The sequence below is a fragment of the Rothia sp. HMSC072B04 genome (genome assembly GCF_001813725.1).
GTDB classification, from domain to species: domain Bacteria; phylum Actinomycetota; class Actinomycetes; order Actinomycetales; family Micrococcaceae; genus Rothia; species Rothia mucilaginosa.
The window spans coordinates 123,338-144,051 of record NZ_KV813803.1 but is presented as its reverse complement, the minus strand read 5'-3'; the positions used below and the strand labels follow the sequence as shown (position 1 = coordinate 144,051).

The following is a 20,714-nucleotide window of genomic DNA, read 5'->3' as shown; positions in this document are numbered from 1 at the left end:
GTAAGACAAGATCGACCACACAATGGGACGGATTTCCGCCCCGAAAGGTTCAGCAATGGACACTCATATTCCCGTACGGAGAATTACGAAGCCCGCCGAAGCCCGAAATACCCGCCAGCGTCGCATCATCAAGGCGACCATGGAAGAGCTCGGCGATTTCATCTCAGCACAGGATCTGCACCTGACCCTCGCGAACCGCAAGGAACAGGTCTCTCTCGCAACCACCTACCGCGTGCTGCAGTCGCTGGCTAACGCCGGTGAGCTCGACTCGGTCAAGGGCGTTGAGGGTGAGACCCTGTACCGCCACTGCCGGGTGAAAGATCACCACCACCACCTGCTCTGCCGCCGATGCGGCACCGCCATTGAGCTGGAAGCACCCGCCCTTGAGGACTGGGCACTGGCGATGGGTAAGCAGCACGGCTTCTCGGAGCTGGAGCACGTGGTTGAAGTGACCGGTTACTGCCCGGACTGCACTTTGGCACGTCGCGAGGAAGAATCGCAGGGCGGCGCTGCACGCTAACGTTGCAGGCTAAGCCGCAACCTCTAAGCCCCTCAATCTGAGGAGCTCTCCCCCCACCGGGGAAAACCTTCTCAACGAAGGATACGGCGCCTTCAAAAATCTTCGACGCCGCTACAGCACGACACACAGGGCATCTGGACAAGGCAACACAACGCCACACAGGTTGAGCCCGCATTGCGCACCGGGTACATGACCCGTAGCGCTAACACAGCACGACAACGAAAGAGCCCCACCTCATTCCCGAGGTGGGGCTCTTTCTATAGGTCTTATGCCTTCTCAGCCAGTTGGCGGCCCGACGCGCTATGGCGGCGCTTCACGCCACCAATCACACGGCACACCACGTAAATCAGGAAGGAAATACTGGTCACGTAGGGACTAATCGGCAGCGAACCGGCAAGAGCCAGCAGAATACCGCCCACGATGGAAGCCTCCGCAAACAGCACCGACAGGATCAGGGTGCGCACCGGAGAGGCAGTCACCTGCATCGCCGCAGCCGCCGGAGTAATCAGCAGCGCCAGCACCAGCAGCGAACCGACCACCTGCACCGACAGCGCCACAGCAATACCCAGAATCACCATGAACACCAGGGACAAAAAGCGCATCGGCACGCCCTTAGCACGCGCGACCTCCGGGTCCAGGGAGGCGAAGCTCAGCGGACGCCACACCATCACCAGCAGGCTGATAATAACCACCGCACCAATAATCATGGTGTGCAGCTGGTCGGCATCCACGGACACGATCTGACCGGTCAGCAGACCGAACTTATTCGCGCTACGGCCCTGGTACAGGGAGAGGAAGAGAATACCCAAGCCCAAGCCGAACGGCATGAGTGCACCAATGACCGAGTTCGAATTGCTCGCCTTAGAGCCTAGAAAGGCAATCAGCAGAGCCGAGGCAATCGAACCGACCATGGAGCCGGTCACCACGTCATAGCCGAGCAGCAGGGCAAGGGCGGCACCCGCGAAAGACATTTCAGAGACGCCGTGCACCGCAAAGGCATGGTCGCGCATCATCACAAAAATACCGACGAAACCACCGATAAGGCCCAGAACAGCGCCAGCAAAAATGGAGTTCTGCAGCATCTGCAACAACTCGCCGTAGCGGTCAAAGACGAAGATGCGGGAGAGCAAATCATTCTGCGCGGCGGCAACCGGTGCCAGAGCGGGGAGGGAAGCAAGAATGGTCATCGAGTGGTTCCTCCCGGAAGGTGTAGGGTGCGCTGCGGTTCAGAAAGACCAGACTTCAGGTGGGAACCGTGAATGTTCTGGTCGGTGCCCTCAATATGGCAGTGGTCGCTGGCGTGAGTCTCACCCACCACCACGTAACGGCCATTAGATTTGAGCACGCTCACCGGGGTTCCGTATAGGGAGGTGAGAGTCTCGCTGGTCATGACCTCTTCCACCGAGCCGACCGTGAAACGGCCGTTCGCCAGGTAGAGCACACGATCCACATGCTCAATGATGGGGTTGATTTCGTGGGTCACGAACACCACCGCCACGCCGCGTTCACGGTTGAACCGGTGAATCAGCTCAGCCACCGCGTATTGGTGGTTGAGGTCCAGGGAGAGTAGCGCCTCGTCAGCCAGCAGAATTTTCGGGTCGTTCGCGAGCGCCTGGGCGATACGCAGACGCTGCTGCTCACCGCCGGAGAGCAGACCCACCGGCACGTTCGCGTATTCGGTCGCGCCGACGGCTTCGAGGAGTTCGTCAACCTTTGCGCGGTATTTGCGGCCGTGCAGGCGGATGCCCCAGCGGTGCCCGTCCACACCAAGCCCCACGAGGTCGCGGGCACGCATCGGGGTGGAGGTGGGGATGGACTTCTGCTGCGGTACGTAGCCGACGCCGGCGTTGCCCAGACGTGCGGGTTTGCCGAGCACAGAGATTTCGCCGGCGTTGAGTCCGGTCAGGCCGAGAACGACTTTGAGGAAGGTGGACTTGCCGGAGCCGTTGGGTCCGAGCACGGCGAAGTATTCGCCTGCGCCGATGTCGAGGGTTAGATCTTTCCAGAGGGTGCGGGCCCCGAAAGCGAGGCTACCCCCGCGAATGGAAATCGCGGGGGCGGCACCGTTATTGTTGTCAGTCACTTAGGAGAGCGCCTTTTCGAGGTTGCTGACGTTAGTCTTCATCCATGCCAGGTAGTTGGTGTTCTCCGGCAGGGTTTCGGTGAAGGATACGTAGTTCACCGAGGCGTCCTTAGCTGCCTGCAGCACCTCGTTGGTCTGGGAGGTGGAGGTCTGCTCGTTGTAGGCGAGCAGCTGGACCTTCTTCTCGGTGACCATGTCCTTGGTTTCCTTCAGGACGAGTGCGGGGACGTCGTTGCCGGCTTCGGCTGCCTCAGCGAATTCGCTGGGGGTTGCGTTCTCTGCGCCGGTGGAGGAAATCAGGTAGTCCGGCACAGGCTCGGTGGACAGGTACTTCTTACCTTCACCGGCGATTGCCTTGGCGGTGGTGTCCAGTGCGTCCAGTTCCTTGGAGAAGGTGGATGCGTTGGTGCGGAACGCCTCAGCGTGTGCGGAGTCGATGCCTGCAAGCTCTTCAGCGATCTTCTGGGCGACCTTCTTCATGGTTTCGAAGTCGTACCAGAGGTGCTCGTTGAACTCGTGTGCGTGGGCGTGGTCGCCGCCGTCTTCGTGGTGTTCGCCGCCGCGGTGGTCCTCGACCAGGTGGGTGTATTCGGCGTCGGTGAGCTTGCCACTGACCTTGACCGCGTTCACGATCTTCTGGGAGGTGTTGTCCTTGCCGGCGAGGTCTTCGAGGAACAGGTCGTAGCCTGCGCCGTTGATGACGATCAGGGATGCGTCCTTTGCCTTGAGGCGGTCGGCGCTGGTGGCTTCGTAGGAGTGGGGGTCGGTGCTGGTGGAGGCGATGAGCGCGGTGACCTCAATGTAGTCGCCGCCGACCTGCTTGGCGATGTCTGCGTAGACGTCGGTGGAGGCGACGACCTTCACCTTGCCGTTGTTGGAGCCAGCCGAGGAGGACGAACCGGAGGAGGGGCTGTTCTCGGTTGCGCAGCCTGCCAGCAGCAGGGAGGACGCTGCGAGTGAGCCCATTGCGGTGAGGAAGTGCTTGCGGGTGATCTTCGGGTGCGACATGAGGGCTCTCTTTCGGTTCGTTCTAGTCTGTAGGTTTCTTAACTACATCATGCGCACACCCGTATAAACAACTCTTTATTGGTGTCATTTGGGTGCTGTTAGGCAACCCTTTTCCCTGTCAGTAGCTTATGCAACAGGGATAGTTAGCTCAGCCTACTGTGCTCCCCCACCGCTACTTTATACTGCCGCTTCATCCCGCCGTCTGAGAGAGTGCCCCTTGGGTGCATCCATAAGCCGTTTTTGACCGCCAAACAGCCCGCCCCGCGCTCTCCTTGACGAGGGCACCGGGCGGGCTGTGTGTTCAAGATTTCCCTGTTTTATTCGGGATATCTCACGATACGGCTACTGGGCTTATTACTGGGCTTCGCGCGCCTGCTGTCGGCGTACACGCTCACGCACCGCGTCCTGGGTGGTGTCGTTGATTTCGCCGACGAGCTCCTCCAGCACGTCTTCGAGGAAGACCACGCCGAGGGTTACGCCCTGTTCATCCATAACCTGTGCGATATGGGTTCGGCTACGCTGCATGGAGGCGAGCGCATCGTCAATATCGGTGGTCGGGGTGAGCGTGTCCAGGGAACGCAGCTTGTACCAGGGGAAGGGCTCCTCGAACCGTTCGGGGGCGATGGCGAGGGCATCCTTCACGTGCAGGTAACCCATGTAGGTTCCGTCGCTATCGGTAATGACGAAGCGGGAGTAGCCGCTGCGTGCCACGGCGCGTTCCAGTTCGGCGGGGGTGCTGCCGAAGGGCAGGGTGACGAGCTTATCGCCGGGCACCATGATTTCGTAGACGTCCTTCTCGGTGAATTCGAGGGCGCTTTCAATCACGCCGGCGTCGTCTTCCACGGTGCCTTCTGCGGTTGAGGTTGCCACGATGGTCTGCAGCTCGCCCAGGGTGAAGGTGGAGGCGACCTCATCCTTTCCTTCGACCTTCATGAGCGCCAGCAGCTTGTTGGACAGGTTGTTCAGCAGGGCGACCACGGGGGCGAAAATCTTGGAGAAGGTCACCAGGGTCGGCACAATCCAGAGAGCCACGCCGCGGGCGGCGAGGGTCACGGCGGCGTTCTTGGGAACCATCTCGCCGAAGATCACGTGCAGGTAGGTGACCAGGATCAGGGTGATGCCGAAGGCAATTACGTCCACGATTGCGTGGGGCAAGCCGACCAGGTGCAGGGGCACCTCCAGCATGTGGTGCAGCGCCGGTTCTGAGACGTTCAGGATCAGCAGGGAACAGATGGTGATGCCCAGCTGGCAGGTGGCGAGCATGAGCGAGACGTTTTCTAGCGCGTAGATGACGGTCTGCGCTCGCTTATTGCCTTCTTCAGCAAGCGGTTCGATTTGTGCTCGTCGGGTGGACATGATGGCGAATTCACCGGCGACGAAAAAGGCGTTTCCGGCGAGCAGGATGACGAGCAGTGCGATGGCTACCCAGTCGTTCATGCGTTGCCTCCCTTCTCGGTCTGTTCCTGTGCGCTAGGTGCGGGGGTGAATCGGATGCGGTCCACGCGGCGGCCTTCGAGGGTGTCGACGCGCAGGGTACCGCCGGGTACGGGGACACTGTCGCCTACTTCGGGGATGCGGCCGAGGCGTTCCATCATGAAGCCGCCGACGGTCTCGTATTCGGGGCTTTCCTCAACCTCGAGCCCGGGGATGAGGGTGTTAATTTCGTCGGGGCGGCGCAGTCCGGAGAACACCCAGTCGCCGTTGCCGTAGCGTAGGGGGCGTTCGGTGCGGCCGCGGTCGTGTTCGTCGGAGACTTCACCGACGATTTCTTCGACGAGGTCTTCGAGGGTTGCGATGCCTGCGGTTCCGCCGTATTCGTCGAGGACCACGGCGAGCTGCAGGGCACCCTGGCGTAGCTGGGTGAGTAGCGCGTCCAGGTGCAGGGTTTCGGGGACCTGCAGCACGTCTTCTGCGAGGGCACCGGCTTCGAGGGTTTCGCGAACCTCCGGGGGCACGCCGACCGCCTTCTTCACGTGTACGACGCCCACGATGTTGTCGTGGTCGCCCTTGTAGAGAGGGAATCGGGAGTGGCCGGTGGAGCGTGCCAGTTCGATAACTTCGGCAACGGGTGCGGTGTCTTCGAGCATGGCGACCTGGCCGCGCGGGGTCATTACTTCGGAGGCGGTCAGCTCGGAGAAGCGCAGGGTGCGGTCCACGAAGCGTGCCGCGTCGGAGTCGAGGGTGCCTTCTTCTGCGGAGCGGCGCACCATGGAGGAGAGCTCTTCGGGGGTGCGTGCGGCGGAGAGTTCTTCCTTGGCTTCCATGCCGAAGCGTCCGAGGATCCAGTTGGCGGAGCCGTTCATGATGCGCACGAGCGGGGACATGACGCGGGTGAAGGCGAGCTGCGCGGGGGCGACTCGACGCGCCACATCGTAGGGTTCGGCGATAGCGAGGCCCTTGGGCAGCAGTTCGCCGACGACCATGGAGAGCAGGGTTGCGATGAGCATCGCCAGCACCAGGGTGAGTACGTCGGTCACGCTGGTGGGCAGACCCAGGCTGCTGATGGCGCCGGTGGTGAGCGCCTTGATGGCAGCGTCGAGGGTGTAACCGGTCAGCAGCGTGGTGATGGTGATGCCGATCTGGCAGCTGGACAGCTGAGTGGAGAGGGTTTTGAGGCAGCGCAGGACGGCGTCGGCGGCTTTATCGCCGGAGTCCTTTGCCTGCTGCACGGTGGCGGTTTCGAGCGCCACGAGGGAGAACTCTACGGCAACGAAGAAGCCCGTGCCCAGGATGAGGAGCAGGCCGATGAGTAGGAGCATCAGATCCACGCGGTCACCGCCTCCGCGGGGTGGTTTGCGCTGTGCTGGTTCTGGAGTAGAGATTCAGCAGGCAACCTGTCCAGATGCTGAGCACTCGAGGAGGGGTTATTTTCGGGTGCACTGATGCCATGGGGTGCAGCGTGTGCTGGCAGTATTCTGCGCTGGCTAGTAGTCAGAGTCTTACTCAAAGGGTCATCCATACCCAATATTTTAGCGAAGGTTTCGTCTCTTCCCAGTGCTGTAGAGTGCCTGCTCACAAGCACAAGACAGCACTTGTTGCACACGCGGCTCATTGCTAATCCGTAAGAGTGAAAAATTGCATTGCGGATATGGCGCGATGAGCTGGAAAGTTCACCGTGCTTCTCTTTACACTTATACATAGGAGCATGAGTGTGCCGCCAAGCAAGCGGATGAACCCCGACGTTCACGGCACGCTAGGCAGGTTTGTACGGTGCACACCCCGCACATACGGCCACCATCTTAGGCGATGCGCACATGCTCAGCGTGATGATTCGCCCCTCGAAGACGCGGGTCGTCTATGCCGGGGAGAGTCCCGGACGCGACGGATAAATTCACACTAATTGGAAGAGGCGTTTAACGTGCCCAATCTGCCAGAACATCTGGTGCCTGAGGAATTTGCCGGTAACGAATGGTTCGTTGAAGAACAGTACGAGCGTTACCAGAAGGACAAGAACCTCGTGGACCCTTCATGGTGGCCCATTTTTGAGACCATCGACAAGGCGCTGGGAGGCGCCGGTACCGCTAGTGCAGCTCCTGCTGCGGCACCCGCCGCACCGGCTGCACCTGCCGCACCTGTAGCAACTCCCGCCCCCGCGGCACCGAAGCCTGCGGCTGCGCCTGCTAACCCCACCCCTCCCGCTGCTACCAAGAAGGCTGAACCTGTGGAACCTGTTGAAGACAAGATTGTCCCCCTCCGCGGCCCTGCTAAGGCAGTTGTCACGACCATGGAAGAGTCGCTGACTGTCCCCACCGCAACCACCGTTCGTGCGGTCCCCGCAAAGCTGCTCATTGAGAACCGTGCTGCCATCAACAAGTACCTGGCAAGCACCCGCGGCGGCAAGGTCTCCTTCACCCACCTGATTGGTTACGCAGTAATTCGCGCAGTGGCAGCGATGCCTTCGATGAACGTGACCTACGGCGTGGACGAGAAGGGCAAGCCCGTTGCAATCCACAACGCACACGTGAACTTTGGTCTGGCTATTGACCTGCCCCGCCCCGATGGTTCCCGTAACCTGGTCGTTCCGAACCTCAAGGGTGCTGAGAAGCTGAGCTTCCGCGAGTTCTGGGATGCGTACAACGACATCGTTAAGCGTGGCCGTAACGGCGCGCTGACCATTGAGGACTTCCGCGGCACCACTGTTTCGCTGACCAACCCCGGTGGTATTGGTACCGTCCACTCGGTGCCCCGTCTCTCCAAGGGCCAGGCAGCCATCATCGGTGTGGGCGCGCTGGAGTACCCGGCTGAGTTCCGTGGCCTGTCCGAGAAGCTCATCACCCAGCAGGGCCTGTCCAAGATCATTACCCTGACCAGCACCTACGACCACCGCGTCATTCAGGGTGCAGGTTCCGGTGAGTTCCTGAAGCTGGTTGAGCACTACCTGCTCGGCGGCGACGACTTCTACGACGCAATCTTCCGCGACCTGAAGGTTCCTTTCGAGCCGGTTCGTTGGGCACGCGACAACCACGTCGATGACGCTCACGAAATTTCCAAGGTTGCACGTATTCAGCAGCTGATTCACGCGTACCGCGTGCACGGCCACCTGACCGCAGCAACCAACCCCGTTGGTTACAAGATGCGTTCGCACCCGGACCTGAAGCTGGAGAACTACGGCCTGACCCTGTGGGATCTGGACCGCGTCTACCCGACCGGTGGCTTCGGCGGTTCCGAGCGTCTGCCGCTGCGCACCATCCTGGAGCGTCTGCACGAGGCATACTCCGGCTCTCTGTCCGTTGAGTACATGTACTCTGAGGACCCCGAGGTTCGCGCATGGTTCCAGGAGCGCCTGGAGCGCGGCGTTGCTAAGCCCACCCGCGAGGAGCAGCTGCGTGTTCTCTCCAAGCTGGTTGAGGCTGAGGCATTCGAGAACTTCCTGCAGACCAAGTACCTGGGTCAGAAGCGCTTCTCCCTGGAGGGCGGCGAGTCCCTGATTCCGCTGCTGGATGCTGTTCTGGACAAGGCCGCTAACAACGACCTGAAGGGCGTTGCCATTGGTATGGCACACCGCGGTCGCCTGAACGTGCTGACCAACATTGCTGGTAAGTCCTACGCTCAGATTTTCCGTGAGTTCTCCGGCACCGCAGCGCCCTACGAGGGTGGCTCCGGTGACGTGAAGTACCACCTCGGTACCGAGGGTGTATTCACCTCCGATTCCGGTAAGCAGACCCAGGTGTACGTGGCTGCTAACCCCTCGCACCTTGAGGCTGCAAACACCGTGCTCGAGGGTATCGTCCGCGCTAAGCAGGACGTCTACCGCGAGCAGGGCGTTGAGGGCCACCCGGTCCTGCCGATCCTGATTCACGGTGACGCAGCGTTCGCTGGCCAGGGCATCGTCATGGAGACCCTGCAGATGGCTGACCTGAAGGCGTACACCACCGGCGGCACCGTGCACGTTGTGGTGAACAACCAGATTGGCTTCACCACCCTGCCGAACGACGGCCGCACCGCAACCCACGCCTCCGACATTGCGCGTATGACCAAGGCTCCGGTCTTCCACGTCAACGCTGATGACCCGGATGCAGTGGTTCGCGCCGCACGCCTGGCATTCGAGTACCGTGAGCGCTTCGGTCGCGACGTTGTCATTGACCTGATTTGCTACCGCCGCCGCGGTCACAACGAGGCTGACGATCCGTCGATGACCCAGCCGAAGATGTACCAGGATATTGACGTCCTGCCCTCGACCCGCACCCTGTACGCACAGGACCTGGTCGGTCGCGGCGATGTCTCTCAGGAAGAGGCAGACGAAGTTCTGGACTCTTACCACTCGAAGCTGGACGCTATCTTCGTCGAGACTCAGTCTTCGGCACCGGCTCCTGCTGGCGCGCACGTTTCCGGTCTGGAACTGCCCGCTGCTCAGCAGAACACCGAGGTCGTTCACGGCGGTAAGACTGCGATCTCCCGTGAGACTCTGCAGCACATCGCTGACGCGTTCGGTAAGGCTCCCGAAGGCTTCACCGTCCACAAGAAGCTGAAGAAGCTCATGGAGCAGCGCGTTGAGATGGGCCGCACCGGCAACGTGAACTGGGGTATGGGTGAACTGCTCGCCTTCGGTTCGCTGCTGATGGAGGGCACCGACGTTCGTATGAGCGGTCAGGATGTTCAGCGCGGTACCTTCGTTCAGCGTCACGCTGTTCTGCACGACCACATCACTGATGAAGAGTGGTCGCCGCTGGAGCACCTCTCTGAGGACCAGGGCAAGTTCCGTATCTACAACTCCTTCCTCTCTGAGTACGGCGTTCTCGGCTTCGAGTACGGCTACTCTGTGGAGCGCCCCGACTCGCTCGTGGTGTGGGAGGCTCAGTTCGGTGACTTCGCAAACGGCGCTCAGACCATCATTGATGAGTTCGTGTCTTCCTCCGAGCAGAAGTGGGGCCAGCGCTCCTCGCTGGTTATGCTGCTTCCTCACGGCTACGAGGGTCAGGGTCCTGACCACTCCTCGGCTCGTGTTGAGCGTTACCTGCAACTGTGCGCTGAGAACAACATGACTGTTGCTTGCCCCTCGACTCCGGCTTCGCACTTCCACCTGCTGCGTCGCCACTCGCAGCACCGTCCGTACAAGCCGCTCGTGGTGATCAGCCCCAAGCAGCTGCTGCGTCTGAAGGCTGCTGCGTCCTCCATCGAGGACTTCACCGAGGGTTCGTTCCAGCCGGTGATTGGTGACCGTTCGGGTATTAACCCGGCTCAGGTTGAGCGTGTGGTCTTCGTATCCGGTCGTCTCTACTACGATCTGGAAGCTGAGCGCGAGCGCCGCGGCGACACCAAGACCGCTATTGTCTCGGTGGAGCAGCTGTACCCGTTGCCCGAGCAGGAGATCAAGGAGCAGCTGGCTCTGTACTCGAACGCTACCGACGTTGTGTGGGCTCAGGACGAGCCTGCTAACCAGGGTCAGTGGCCGTTCATGGCTCTCAACCTGCAGCCGCTGATCGACCGCCGTATGCGTCTTGCTTCCCGCTCCGCAGCTGCTTCCCCGGCTGCCGGTACCGGTAAGCTGCACGCAGCTGAGGCTGAGGCTCTGCTCAAGCAGGTCTTCGAAGGCTAAGGTCTTCTACAGCTGATCGGCTCATGATTTAGCTCTTCAAAACCCGTCTTCCCGTCAGATGTTTCTGGCGGGAAGACGGGTTTTTTAGTCTCGGATACTTACCGGATAGGGTATTAAGTTCGAAAAGAGGCCGGTAAGCGCTTATCCTAGATATGAAGACTATTACTCACGTGCCTTGCCGCCTCTCACGGCGGGCGCATCCTGCTGAAGAAAGAATTCCGTGGAGCAACGCAATATTCGAATTGTGGCAGTCGGCGATGACCTGCTCGCCGGTGTTGGCGACCCCCGTACCCTCGGCTGGTTTGGCCGCGTTATGGCGCGCACCCCGCAGACCACCGCATCCATTGCGGCATATAACCTTGCCGCCCCCAATGAAGGTAGCGAGCAGCTGAACGCACGCTGGTTCGAGGAGGCGCGCCGCCGCTTCGTTCCCGGTGCTGATAACCGCCTCATTATTGCTCCGTCGACCTTTGACATTGATTTGGGTCTGACCAGCGCTCGTTCGCGTTTGAACCTGGCGAACATTGTGGACATGGCGTCGCAGAACAACATTAAGGTTCTAGTTGTTGGCCCGCCGCCGACCCTGGACGCTGAGCGTAACCGCCGTATCGCTGACCTGTCGGCGGCATACGCGGATGTGGTGACCCGCCGTAACCACGTGTACGTGGATACGTTCAACCCGCTACTTCACCACGAGCAGTGGCGTAACGATCTTGCTGCGAATGATGGTCGTCCGGGTCAGTCCGGTTACGGTCTGATGGCGTGGCTGGTTCTGCACCGCGGCTGGTACAACTGGCTGAACATTCCTGAGCACGGCTAAGAGCCCGCTCCCCCGGCTGGGGTTGTGAGCTGATGCGAAGAAAGTTCGTGTTTTTTAGCTCATATCCCGGTTCCAAGATGCAATCATGCCGTTTCTATGAAAAAATAGACGGCGTTGCCCTTATAGCGTGGAGCACCGGTTTTCGGTGACCGCCTCTGCTAGGGCAGGTAATAGGGGGCACGCACCGCGAAGGTGGGGCGTGCATCCATGAACACTATAAGGAGGCTCTGATGAGCAAGCGCGGTCGTAAGCGCAAGGACCGTCGTAAGGGCGGCGCAAACCACGGTAAGCGCCCCAACGCATAAGGTATCTTGCATACACTTTAAAACCCCGGCGTTTCGGATATTATTCGGACCCGGGGTTTTGCTTTACCCGCAGATGTTTGTGCGCATTCTGCGGAATAAAGAGAAGAATTCTACGTTATGGAAGTGAACGCCTGGCGCGTTCCTGTAGAGGAGAAACATGGCTGGAACCAACACCGCGGCGGATACCCGCGAGCTACGCGAACGCTTTACCGCGGACGCTATGCAGTATGTGGATCAGCTCTACGCTGCTGCCCTGCGGATGAGCCGCAACTCTGCCGATGCTGAAGACTTGGTGCAGGAAACCTACATGAAGGCTTTTGCTTCGTACCACCAGTTCACCGAGGGTACGAACCTGAAGGCATGGCTGTACCGCATCCTGACGAATACGTACATCAATTTGTACCGTAAGCGTCAGCGTGAGCCGCAGCAGTCTCAGGGTGAGACGGTGGAGGATTGGCAACTGGCTCAGGCGGGTGAGCATGATGCGGTGGGTCTGCGTTCTGCTGAGGCGGAGGCGCTGAGTGCCCTGCCGAATACGGAGGTTCGTGAGGCTCTGAATGAGCTGTCTGAGGATTTCCGCATGGTGGTGTACTACTCCGATGTGGAGGGGTTCGCGTACAAGGATATTGCGGAGATTCTGGATATCCCCCTGGGCACGGTGATGTCTCGTCTGCATCGTGGCCGCCGTATTCTGCGTGAGAAGCTGCTCGATTATGCGCGTGAGAACGGTCTGCGCCCGTCGACCATCGCAAAGGTAGAAGCGAAGGCTGAGGCGAAAGCCGTAGCAAAGGCGAGCGCTAAGGGGCAGCCGGCAAAGGCTACTAAGGGCACTAAGGCGGCCAAGGGCGTAAAGTCCCCTCCGGCGGGCTCTGGCTCCGAGGCGCCTGCGGATTCTTAGCTTCGCTCTTCTACAGGTGAGCTAGCCCCCATGAGGTTGGGGTTAGACTCCCCTAACGCTTTATACCTTCCGTGTGAAAGGAACCCCGATGTCAACCACAGACAAGAATTCTTCTGTCCCCGAAGCCCCCGAAGCCGCCGATGCCCCTGCGGCTTCTGAGCCGCTGGAGGATTGCGGCGGCCAGCCCTGCTCAGCGACCCTCAAGCGCCTCTACGAATTCCTCGATAGGGAGCTGAGCCCCGAGCAGCTGCGCACGGTTCAGACGCATCTGGATGCCTGCCCCGACTGCGCGGATGTGAAGGACTTTGAGCTGATGATTCGTGAGAAGATGCGTTCTTCGTGCACTCAGCAGGCGCCCGAGCAGCTGAAGGCGCGTCTGCTGCAGGATGTGCAGAAGTTCTGCGCCGAGGCTAGCCTCTAAGCTGCCTCAGGCTCTTGCCCCACTGGGGGTACAGACATCTGATGATGAGTGAAGGCGGTGCACCAATAACGGTGCGCCGCCTTCACGCGTATTGATTGGTTCGCGCTGTCTGGTTCGCGCTGTCTGGTTCGTGTTGCCTATCTCACCGCTGGAGTCCTCAGCGGCTCGCAAACCCTCAACCGGTAGAATAGGGGTAGACGTTAACCGGCGCAGCGTCTCTGAGTCTGTGCCCTCCCCATGATTTGAACCAGAAGAGGATGTATGAGCGACGCAGCAGTGCAGCTTTCCCCCGGTGATTGGCCCGCTCCCCTGGCACCCGCCTCCAGCGAAGCCGCTGGCAAGAACGCGCTGGTGCATATTCCGGGTTCTAAGTCGCTCACGAACCGTTATCTGTTGCTTGCGGCTCTGGCTGATTCCCCCTCGTATTTGCGTGCGCCGCTACATTCGCGCGATTCGGCGCTGATGATTGAGGCGTTGCGTCAGCTGGGTGCGGGTATTGAGCTGGTGCCGACCGATTCGCCGTTCGGTCCGGATGTAAAAGTCACTCCCCTGAGCTTTGTGGAAGCGCATTCCGCTCAGTCGCGCACCGTGTCGATTGAGTGCGGTCTTGCGGGTACCGTGATGCGTTTTGTGCCCGCTCTGGCGGCGCTACTGCCGGGTGAGTTCGCTTTTGACGGTGACCCGCACGCTCGTCAGCGTCCGATGGGTCCGGTTCTGGAGGGTCTGCGTCAGCTGGGTGTGCAGGTAGATTGTGAGCAGGGCGAGAACGCTCTGCCCTTCGTGCTGCGCTCCCCCGGTCTGGCGAGCGTAGAGGGGGTTTCTGAGGCGCCCGTGGTTCGTATTGATGCTTCGACCTCGTCCCAGTTCGTTTCGGCTCTGCTGCTGATGGCGCCTCGCCTGCCGCAGGGCATGGTGCTGGTGCACGAGGGCTCTTCGGTGCCGTCCATCCCGCACATTCAGATGACCGTGGAGGCGCTACGCCAGATGGGTATTCGGGTGCAGGAACACTACCCGAACCAAGGCAACGAAACAGAGGGCGGCGAGTACCGTTGGACGGTTCACCCCGGTTCTTTCCCCGGCTTTGAGATGACCATTGAGCCGGACCTGTCGAATGCCGGTCCGTTCCTTGCCGCCGCGGTGGTGACCGGCGAGTCGGTAACTATTCCTCACTGGCCGGCACCCGCGGCTGATTCTTCGGCGGGTACGACCCAGGTGGGCGATATGTGGCGTGAGCTTCTGCCCGCGCTGGGTGCGCAGGTTCGCTACGCTGAGGGCCGTCTGACTGTGATCGGTCCGGCGCAGCTTCCCGAGGGTGACTTCTCCTTTGACCTGTCTGCCGGTGGCGAGTTGGCGCCGACCATGGCGGCTGCCTGCGCTTTCGTGAAGGGTCGCGTTGAGCTGACCGGTATTGCGCATCTGCGCGGTCATGAGACGGACCGCCTCGCAGCGCTCGCCGCTGAGATTAACCGCCTGGGAGGCACCGCCCACGACACCGCCGATTCGCTGGTGATTGAGGCGCTCATCCCCGCTGCCGCTGAGGCTGCGCCGGTTCTGGCGCGCACCTACGACGATCACCGTATGGCGACCTTCGCGGCGATTATTGGTCTGCGCCGCCCCAATGTGGTGGTGCAGAACGTAGCCACCGTAGCTAAGACCATGCCCGAATTTACCGCAATGTGGGAGGACATGCTGGCGCAATGGCAGACCGGCGCCTCCACCGCTGATGCTACCGCTGACCAGGAGGTCTTCTAAATGGGTTCTTCCCGCATGAACGTGCGCGATTTCTCCGAATGGGATGAGTCGGATGTGCGCGTGCGCCCCAACAAGAAGGGCTCCCGCCCCCGCACGAAGGACCGCCCGACCTTCAAAGAAGCGATTCGTGGCAGGGTCATTACGGTGGACCGCGGCCGCTGGTCGGTCGTCGTGGATGAGGGTACCGAGAAGGAGCGTACCCTCATTGCGGCGCGCGCTAAGGAGCTACGCCGCACCGCGATTGTAACCGGCGACTTTGTGGACCTGGTGGGTGACACCTCCGGCGCGAAGGATACCCTGGCGCGCATTGTGCGTCTGGGCGAGCGCACCTCGATTCTGCGCCGTAGCGCCGATGACACCGACCCGTCGGAGCGCGTGGTCGTGGCGAATGCTCAGCAGCTGGTGATTGTGGTTGCTGCGGCGAACCCGGAGCCGCGTACCGGTTTCATTGACCGTGCCGTGGTGGCGGCGTTTGATGCCGGTATCGAGCCGATTCTGTGCATTACGAAGACCGATGTGCGCTACCCGCAGAACCTGCTGGATTACTATGCGGCAAGCGGTTTGAAGATTGTGCTGTCTTCGTCTTCGGATGGTTTGGCGCCGAGCCAGGAGGGCGCTGCCGGTTTGGAGTCGGCACCGGTTCAGGAGCTTCTGCAGGAGCTGCTGGGTCAGGTGTCGGTGCTTCTGGGCCATTCGGGTGTGGGTAAGTCGACCCTGGTGAATGCCCTGACCGGCTCCGAGCGTGCGACCGGTCATGTGAACGCGGTGACGGGCCGTGGCCGCCACACCTCCTCGTCGGCGTTGGCGTTGCGTCCGGTGAATGCGAACGGCGACCCGATGGAGCCGGGCACCTGGATTATTGACACTCCGGGTATTCGTTCTTTCGGTCTGGCGCATGTGCCGCCGGAGACCGTCGTGGAGGCGTTCGTGGACCTGGCACCCGGTGCGGCGGATTGCCCGAAGGCGTGTACTCACGCGGCGCAGGCTCCCGAGTGCGGTCTGGAGGCGTACGTTGCTGCCGGTCACGCCGGTGAGAGCGGTCCCGCCCGCCTGGACTCCTTGCGTAAGCTACTGCTGTTGACTCCTGAAGAGGGCGATTCGGAGAAGGAACTGGGCGCTCTCGTCTAGGTTCTCTGCCCTGCATTACACACAGCACTACACACACATTTTTGCTGACTACATCACCGAATACTGAAGAAGAGCATTACCATGAGCCGTCCCCAGCAGTACACCGACGATTTGCGTCTTGCGCATATTCTTGCCGATAGCGTCGATCGTGTGAGCGCCATGCGTTTTCGTGACCGCCCGGTCTTCTCCCCCGCATCCGAGGCACTAGAGCCCGCCGAGGCGGCACCCGCTGCGGCACCGTTGGCGCCGTGGCAGCAGGCTACTCAGCAGCCCGCGGAGCCGCAGGTGCAGGAGCCTGCCGATTACGCCTCGGGTGTGGCTCAGGAGGTTGAGGAGCTTCTGCGCGCGCAACTGTCACGTGTGCGTACTCGTGACGGTATTGTCGGTGCGCATGCTGGCTATAACGGTCAGGCGGCGCGTCAGTGGGTGATTGCGCCGATTGCGGAGCTGGATAATTTTCGCCGCGGCGTGCCGGTGTGGGCGACTCTGATTGCTTTGCTGGATCAGGGTGAGCCGGTGGTGGGTGTGGTGTCTGCACCCGCGCTGGGTCGCCGCTGGTGGGCTGCTCGCGGTTCGGGCGCGTACACGGGTAAGTCTTTGGCGCAGGCTACTCGTCTTGAGGTGTCTTCGCTGACTCAGCTGGATCAACTGTCTGCCGCGTACACCGACCTCTCTTCCTGGAAGGCGGCCTCTGAAGGCGCTGTGGACCGCTCTGGCGAGCTTGTACAGCTTCTGGGCTGCGTGGGTCGTTCCCGTGCGTACGGTTCGTTCTGGGCGGCGTGTATGCTCGCTGAGGGTGCCGTGGACACCGTCGTGGACGCATCCCTGTCTTTCTATGAGGTGGCGGCGCTACTGCCGCTGATTCGTGAGGCTGGCGGCGTCGCCTCCACCCTGGAGGGCGACCTGCCCGAGAACGCGGGCGTTTCAGCCGCCGGTGTGCACCCGGTGTCCCTGGTGGCAAGTAATACGGCGGCGGTCCAGCAGCAGGTGCTGGAGGCGCTCGCGCCCCAACCCTAGCCTGCACTCCCCCCCTCCCCGGTGACGGTGACAATATAGCGAGGCGGCGGCTTTCCGGTAAGTGGAAAGCCGCCGCCTCGCTATGTATCGCTATGAGAGCAAGCGTTGTCAGTTTTAGGACAGCATGGTGAGGGTGCCGAGCAGACCCAGCAGGCTCAGACCCGAGATGATGTACGCCAGAATGTTGAAGGTCGTCATCTTCGAGGTGTACTTGGTGACGTGACCGGCGTTCACCTTCGCCGAGTAGATGGCAAGCCAAATGGAAACACCGACCGGGATCAGGCCCACGAGCAGCAGAGCAATCACCATGATGTTGGGGCTCAAACCGGAGCTATACGCAGAGGAGCTATAGCCGCGGGAGTTGAGCGTTGCTTCAGAGTGGAGTGCCGCTACCTGAACCCACGCGTAGAGGGTCAGCGCCAGGGCGCCCAGGGAAGCGCCGAACGCGCCGATGGAGTAGAAGTAGCCGGGGCCGCGGAAATCACCGGTGGTCTCGCCGTAGGGGCGGCGGTGCTCAGCCGGCACCCGGTAGATGTCCGGGATGCGCTGGTAGCTGTCGTCGCGGTCGCGCACGTTAGCGGGTGCCACGCCCAGGGCGGGGCCACCGGGTGCGGCGCTGAGGGGAGCGCCGGGTGCTACGCCTGCAGGTACCGGCTGCGGGGAGTTTGCGTTGCTCTGCTCCGGGAAGGAGGGGGCGGGAATCTGGTTTTCCATGGTGTGTCCTTGAGTGGTCGTCATAGTAGCTACCGCATCGTAGCGGTGGTGCGCCTATAAGCGACTTTTGGGTTGCTCTCGTACGTTGCCGATGAGGTTGAATGAACAGCCGACACCGAACAACGATATCTACCCTTCGATACTACGGCATAGGGTGCGTTTTCGTCTTCTCTGATGACGTTCTCATTACAATGCGGTCACCTGAGCACCCTCCAAGCACGCAGGCACGCCCCGAGTGACACCGAAATTGGGCATAAAAATACCCGGCAGGTGACACCGTGGGGCGTCCTGCCGGGTGGTAGAAACCTACCGCGGTTCTTCCTCTTAGAAACTTCTAAGCGATGTTTTACTTACTAGGTCCCTTAGGAGGTCCCTTAGGGAACTTTGAATCACTCTCAAGCGTCCTTCTGGCTGCAAAAGTGACCAAAAGACCTCCTAAAATTGCACTTAGAATTGATACTGGATTAAAGAACTCCCCGTCTCTGGCAAATGAGATAATCACCCAGAACACCGGAACAATAGTGAGAAAAAATCCTAGTGTAAATATATTCTTCGTACGCATTGGACCTCTCCCAGGTTAAAGAGTGAGAGTGCAGGACACTGCTGCAACAGCTAGCGCAGCGGCAATTGCTGCCGGACCTCCAAGGGCTTTTCCAAAACCACCAACAAATGCTGGCCCTAAAGCTCTTGCAATCGTGGAAGCAGCTAGCCCCCAATTCCAAGCAGAAATTGCGGTTGTGATTGCATTCCCACGTCACATAGTGATGTATCTTACATCACTACTCAGCAGTCTATCAGAGAGTCTCGCCAGATGTAACACGTAAATTTACATTACATGAAAAATATGCTTCTTCTGTCATGCACGCTCTCAGTGTCGGGTCCGCTGCCGCATTTAATCGCGCGGTCGAGGCCCATGATGGTGGCCACCACGCCGTCGATCTTCTCGGTGGATTTTTCTTTGTCGGGTTTGATGGTCCCGGCAGGGTCGGTGCGGATGAAGATGCTGTCCGTCTAAACCTTTCGACGCCAGCCCATACTTTTTGACGTTAGCCCAAACTTTTTGACGCCCAACCCACGAGCACGCCGGTACACCCCAGAACAGACCGACAATTGGGCATAAAAATACCCGGCAGGTGACGCCGTGGGGCGTCCTGCCGGGTGGTAGAAACCTACCGCGGTTCTTCCTCTGGATTGGAACCGATTATCACCGCCGCACACCCGTGAAGGTGAGCGGGCGGTTGGGAGATCGTGGAGATGCGGGGAATCGAACCCCGGTCCGATGTGGCGTCAACGGGGCTTCTCCGTGCGCAGTTTATGCGAACGCTACTTTTCGGCTCCGGTACTTGCATAAACACATATACCGACGAACCTAGTCACGTAAAAGTCCCGCTAACCCCCGCAACAAGGGCTAGCAGCAGTGGCCTTTTAAGTCGATGCCGGTAACTGAGCCAAAGGCATGCTCAGGCCGACAGACGGCAACTCGCGCTTAGGCAGCGAGTGCGAAGTCAGTGCGCTTAGATTCTGCACTTAATTTTTTGCAGAGGGCGTTAACGAGATAACCCTGCATCCTCGGCACGCTTCACCCATCTCAACTCACATCGTCGAAACCGATCATCCCCCTATGCTTTTATCAAAAAGCCCACCGTCTTCTGAAAGTTTTCCTCGACATACCTTGATGCCGCGGTGCCATTCAAACACGGTAGAGATTCAGTATATCTAAGATGTTTAACGGCGTGCAAGTCCCCCACCCACGCAGGTACACCCTCCGCTAGAGGCGAATAAAGCGAACAGATCAGCGCAGCAGCAACACCATAGCCTGACACAGCGCATAAAAAACAGGGTGAGGCTCCCCAGATCATCTGGGAGCCCCACCCCGTTCGCGTACCGCACTGGGTAGCCAAAATTAGGCAGTCAAAATTAGGCGGTCAAACCTTAGCGGTGAGCCGGAACAGTCATGCGGTTGTTCGGGTTGTCACCAATCTGGCAGACCACGTTACCGTGACCGTCCTCGGTACCAACCTCAAGGCATTTCTCAGCGGTCTGGAAGAAAGAAATGTATACGAAAAGCATGCAAATCGAAATCAGGACAGACACCGCACCGGTGATAATACCGGTCAGCGCGAATGCCTTACCCGCGCCAACTTCCTTAGTCTTCTTCAGGGACAGCGCACCCAGAATAATCGCGGCAATACCCAGCAGAATACCAAATACGAGGAAACCGGTCAGCACAGCCGCAATACCGAGGATCATCGCAGCCAGCGCCATGCCGGGAGCCTTCTTCGTCACGGGAGCCGCATACGGGTAACCCGCGGGCTGGCCGTAACCGTAAGCATCCTGCTGGGGCTGCTGCTGGTAAGAGTTCTGCTGGTAGTTGTAGTCAGCGGGCTGCGCCTGGTAGGAAGCCTCCTGGCCGTAACCGTACTGGTTCTGCTGAGCGGGCTGCGCCTGGTAGGAAGCGTCCTGACCATAGCCGTACTGCTGCTGAGCCTGACCGTAGGTGTTCTGAGTCGCAGCGCCCTGGGCGGAGGTACCCTGAGCAGCGTTCTGGCCGTAAGCATTCTGCGAAGAAGACTGCGCACCGAACTGACCGTACTGGTTCTGCTGGGCCGAGTTCTGCGGAGTAGCGTTCTGTTGCTGTGCCTGGCCGTAGGTGTTCTGAGCGGATGCGCTCTGACCGTAATCCTGGCCGTAGGTGTTCTGTGCCGAAGGAGCCTGGCCGTAATCCTGACCGTACGAGCTCTGGGCGGAAGAATTAGGCTGCTGAGCAGCGTAGGGGTTCTGTGCGTTCCCCTGGTTGTTTCCGTAGTTATTCTCAGACATCCGTCGTTCTTTCCTTCACAGTTGCAGCGAACAATTTATACTCGCCCAACGCACCATTGCGCGCTGAGTTCGGTTCCATTATATAAATAAGCCGCCATTTGGGTCATCTATGAAGTCCAAGATTCCAGAATCATCCCCCAGAATCCACCAATCGGGCAGAATCAGCGCAGAAACAGAGCAAGGGACCGAATA

16 protein-coding genes and 1 other RNA gene are annotated in these 20,714 nt (G+C 60.1%); 9 read left to right on the top strand and 8 right to left on the bottom strand.

Annotated elements, in window-relative coordinates:
- Positions 1–55: 55 nt before the first annotated feature.
- Entirely contained in the window at positions 56–520 is a 465-nt protein-coding gene (locus tag HMPREF2928_RS05040; RefSeq protein ID WP_005505454.1) for a Fur family transcriptional regulator, read from the top strand.
- Between the two features lie 266 nt (positions 521–786).
- Here the strand turns inward: HMPREF2928_RS05040 and HMPREF2928_RS05035 are convergent, their stop codons facing one another.
- The 5 genes from HMPREF2928_RS05035 to HMPREF2928_RS05015 all read right to left on the bottom strand — a co-directional run bounded on the left by HMPREF2928_RS05035 (position 787) and on the right by HMPREF2928_RS05015 (position 6,379).
- Positions 787–1,707, bottom strand: coding sequence for a metal ABC transporter permease (locus tag HMPREF2928_RS05035; protein ID WP_005505453.1), 921 nt, complete (start codon positions 1,705–1,707; stop codon positions 787–789).
- Positions 1,704–2,603, bottom strand: a complete 900-nt coding sequence (locus tag HMPREF2928_RS05030) for a metal ABC transporter ATP-binding protein (RefSeq protein WP_005508610.1) — start codon at positions 2,601–2,603, stop codon at positions 1,704–1,706. Before HMPREF2928_RS05030 ends, HMPREF2928_RS05035 begins: the two co-directional genes overlap by 4 nt.
- Entirely contained in the window at positions 2,604–3,611 is a 1,008-nt protein-coding gene (locus HMPREF2928_RS05025) for a metal ABC transporter solute-binding protein, Zn/Mn family (protein ID WP_070687530.1), read from the bottom strand. It abuts the gene before it with no gap.
- A gap of 354 nt (positions 3,612–3,965) precedes the next feature.
- Positions 3,966–5,048: a hemolysin family protein gene (locus HMPREF2928_RS05020; protein WP_049361912.1), complete on the bottom strand. Its 1,083-nt coding sequence runs from the start codon at positions 5,046–5,048 to the stop codon at positions 3,966–3,968.
- Positions 5,045–6,379, bottom strand: a complete 1,335-nt coding sequence (locus HMPREF2928_RS05015) for a hemolysin family protein (protein ID WP_070687528.1) — start codon at positions 6,377–6,379, stop codon at positions 5,045–5,047. Before HMPREF2928_RS05015 ends, HMPREF2928_RS05020 begins: the two co-directional genes overlap by 4 nt.
- A gap of 590 nt (positions 6,380–6,969) precedes the next feature.
- Between HMPREF2928_RS05015 and HMPREF2928_RS05010 the strand changes: the two genes are divergently transcribed.
- The 8 genes from HMPREF2928_RS05010 to HMPREF2928_RS04980 all read left to right on the top strand — a co-directional run bounded on the left by HMPREF2928_RS05010 (position 6,970) and on the right by HMPREF2928_RS04980 (position 16,988).
- On the top strand, positions 6,970–10,647 hold the full coding sequence (locus tag HMPREF2928_RS05010; RefSeq protein ID WP_070687843.1) for a multifunctional oxoglutarate decarboxylase/oxoglutarate dehydrogenase thiamine pyrophosphate-binding subunit/dihydrolipoyllysine-residue succinyltransferase subunit: 3,678 nt from the start codon (positions 6,970–6,972) through the stop codon (positions 10,645–10,647).
- Between the two features lie 220 nt (positions 10,648–10,867).
- Positions 10,868–11,467 carry a GDSL-type esterase/lipase family protein gene (locus HMPREF2928_RS05005; RefSeq protein WP_005505446.1) on the top strand — a complete coding sequence of 200 codons (600 nt, stop codon included), beginning with the start codon at positions 10,868–10,870 and terminating at the stop codon, positions 11,465–11,467.
- A gap of 230 nt (positions 11,468–11,697) precedes the next feature.
- Positions 11,698–11,772 carry a 50S ribosomal protein bL37 gene (locus HMPREF2928_RS09320; protein ID WP_095343185.1) on the top strand — a complete coding sequence of 25 codons (75 nt, stop codon included), beginning with the start codon at positions 11,698–11,700 and terminating at the stop codon, positions 11,770–11,772.
- 157 nt (positions 11,773–11,929) lie between these two features.
- The gene (locus HMPREF2928_RS05000) at positions 11,930–12,670 is read left to right on the top strand and encodes a sigma-70 family RNA polymerase sigma factor (RefSeq protein WP_070687524.1); all 741 of its coding nucleotides are present in this window, start codon (positions 11,930–11,932) and stop codon (positions 12,668–12,670) included.
- A gap of 88 nt (positions 12,671–12,758) precedes the next feature.
- Positions 12,759–13,091 carry a mycothiol system anti-sigma-R factor gene (rsrA, locus tag HMPREF2928_RS04995; protein ID WP_083311382.1) on the top strand — a complete coding sequence of 111 codons (333 nt, stop codon included), beginning with the start codon at positions 12,759–12,761 and terminating at the stop codon, positions 13,089–13,091.
- Positions 13,092–13,352: 261 nt separating this feature from the next.
- On the top strand, positions 13,353–14,843 hold the full coding sequence (gene aroA, locus HMPREF2928_RS04990; RefSeq protein ID WP_070687521.1) for a 3-phosphoshikimate 1-carboxyvinyltransferase: 1,491 nt from the start codon (positions 13,353–13,355) through the stop codon (positions 14,841–14,843).
- A complete protein-coding gene (gene rsgA / locus HMPREF2928_RS04985; protein ID WP_070604484.1) occupies positions 14,844–15,971 on the top strand; it encodes a ribosome small subunit-dependent GTPase A in 1,128 nt (375 codons plus the stop codon).
- Between the two features lie 81 nt (positions 15,972–16,052).
- Positions 16,053–16,988 carry an inositol monophosphatase family protein gene (locus HMPREF2928_RS04980; RefSeq protein ID WP_070604482.1) on the top strand — a complete coding sequence of 312 codons (936 nt, stop codon included), beginning with the start codon at positions 16,053–16,055 and terminating at the stop codon, positions 16,986–16,988.
- Positions 16,989–17,102: 114 nt separating this feature from the next.
- On the opposite strand, the gene HMPREF2928_RS04975 is transcribed toward HMPREF2928_RS04980, so the two are convergent.
- The 3 genes from HMPREF2928_RS04975 to HMPREF2928_RS04965 form a co-directional block, all read right to left on the bottom strand.
- Positions 17,103–17,702, bottom strand: coding sequence for a hypothetical protein (locus HMPREF2928_RS04975; protein ID WP_070604480.1), 600 nt, complete (start codon positions 17,700–17,702; stop codon positions 17,103–17,105).
- Between the two features lie 1,246 nt (positions 17,703–18,948).
- Positions 18,949–19,321, bottom strand: a transfer-messenger RNA (tmRNA) gene (ssrA, locus tag HMPREF2928_RS04970).
- A 313-nt stretch (positions 19,322–19,634) separates the two neighbouring features.
- Entirely contained in the window at positions 19,635–20,522 is an 888-nt protein-coding gene (locus HMPREF2928_RS04965) for a DUF4190 domain-containing protein (protein WP_049345766.1), read from the bottom strand.
- Positions 20,523–20,714: the final 192 nt, after the last annotated feature.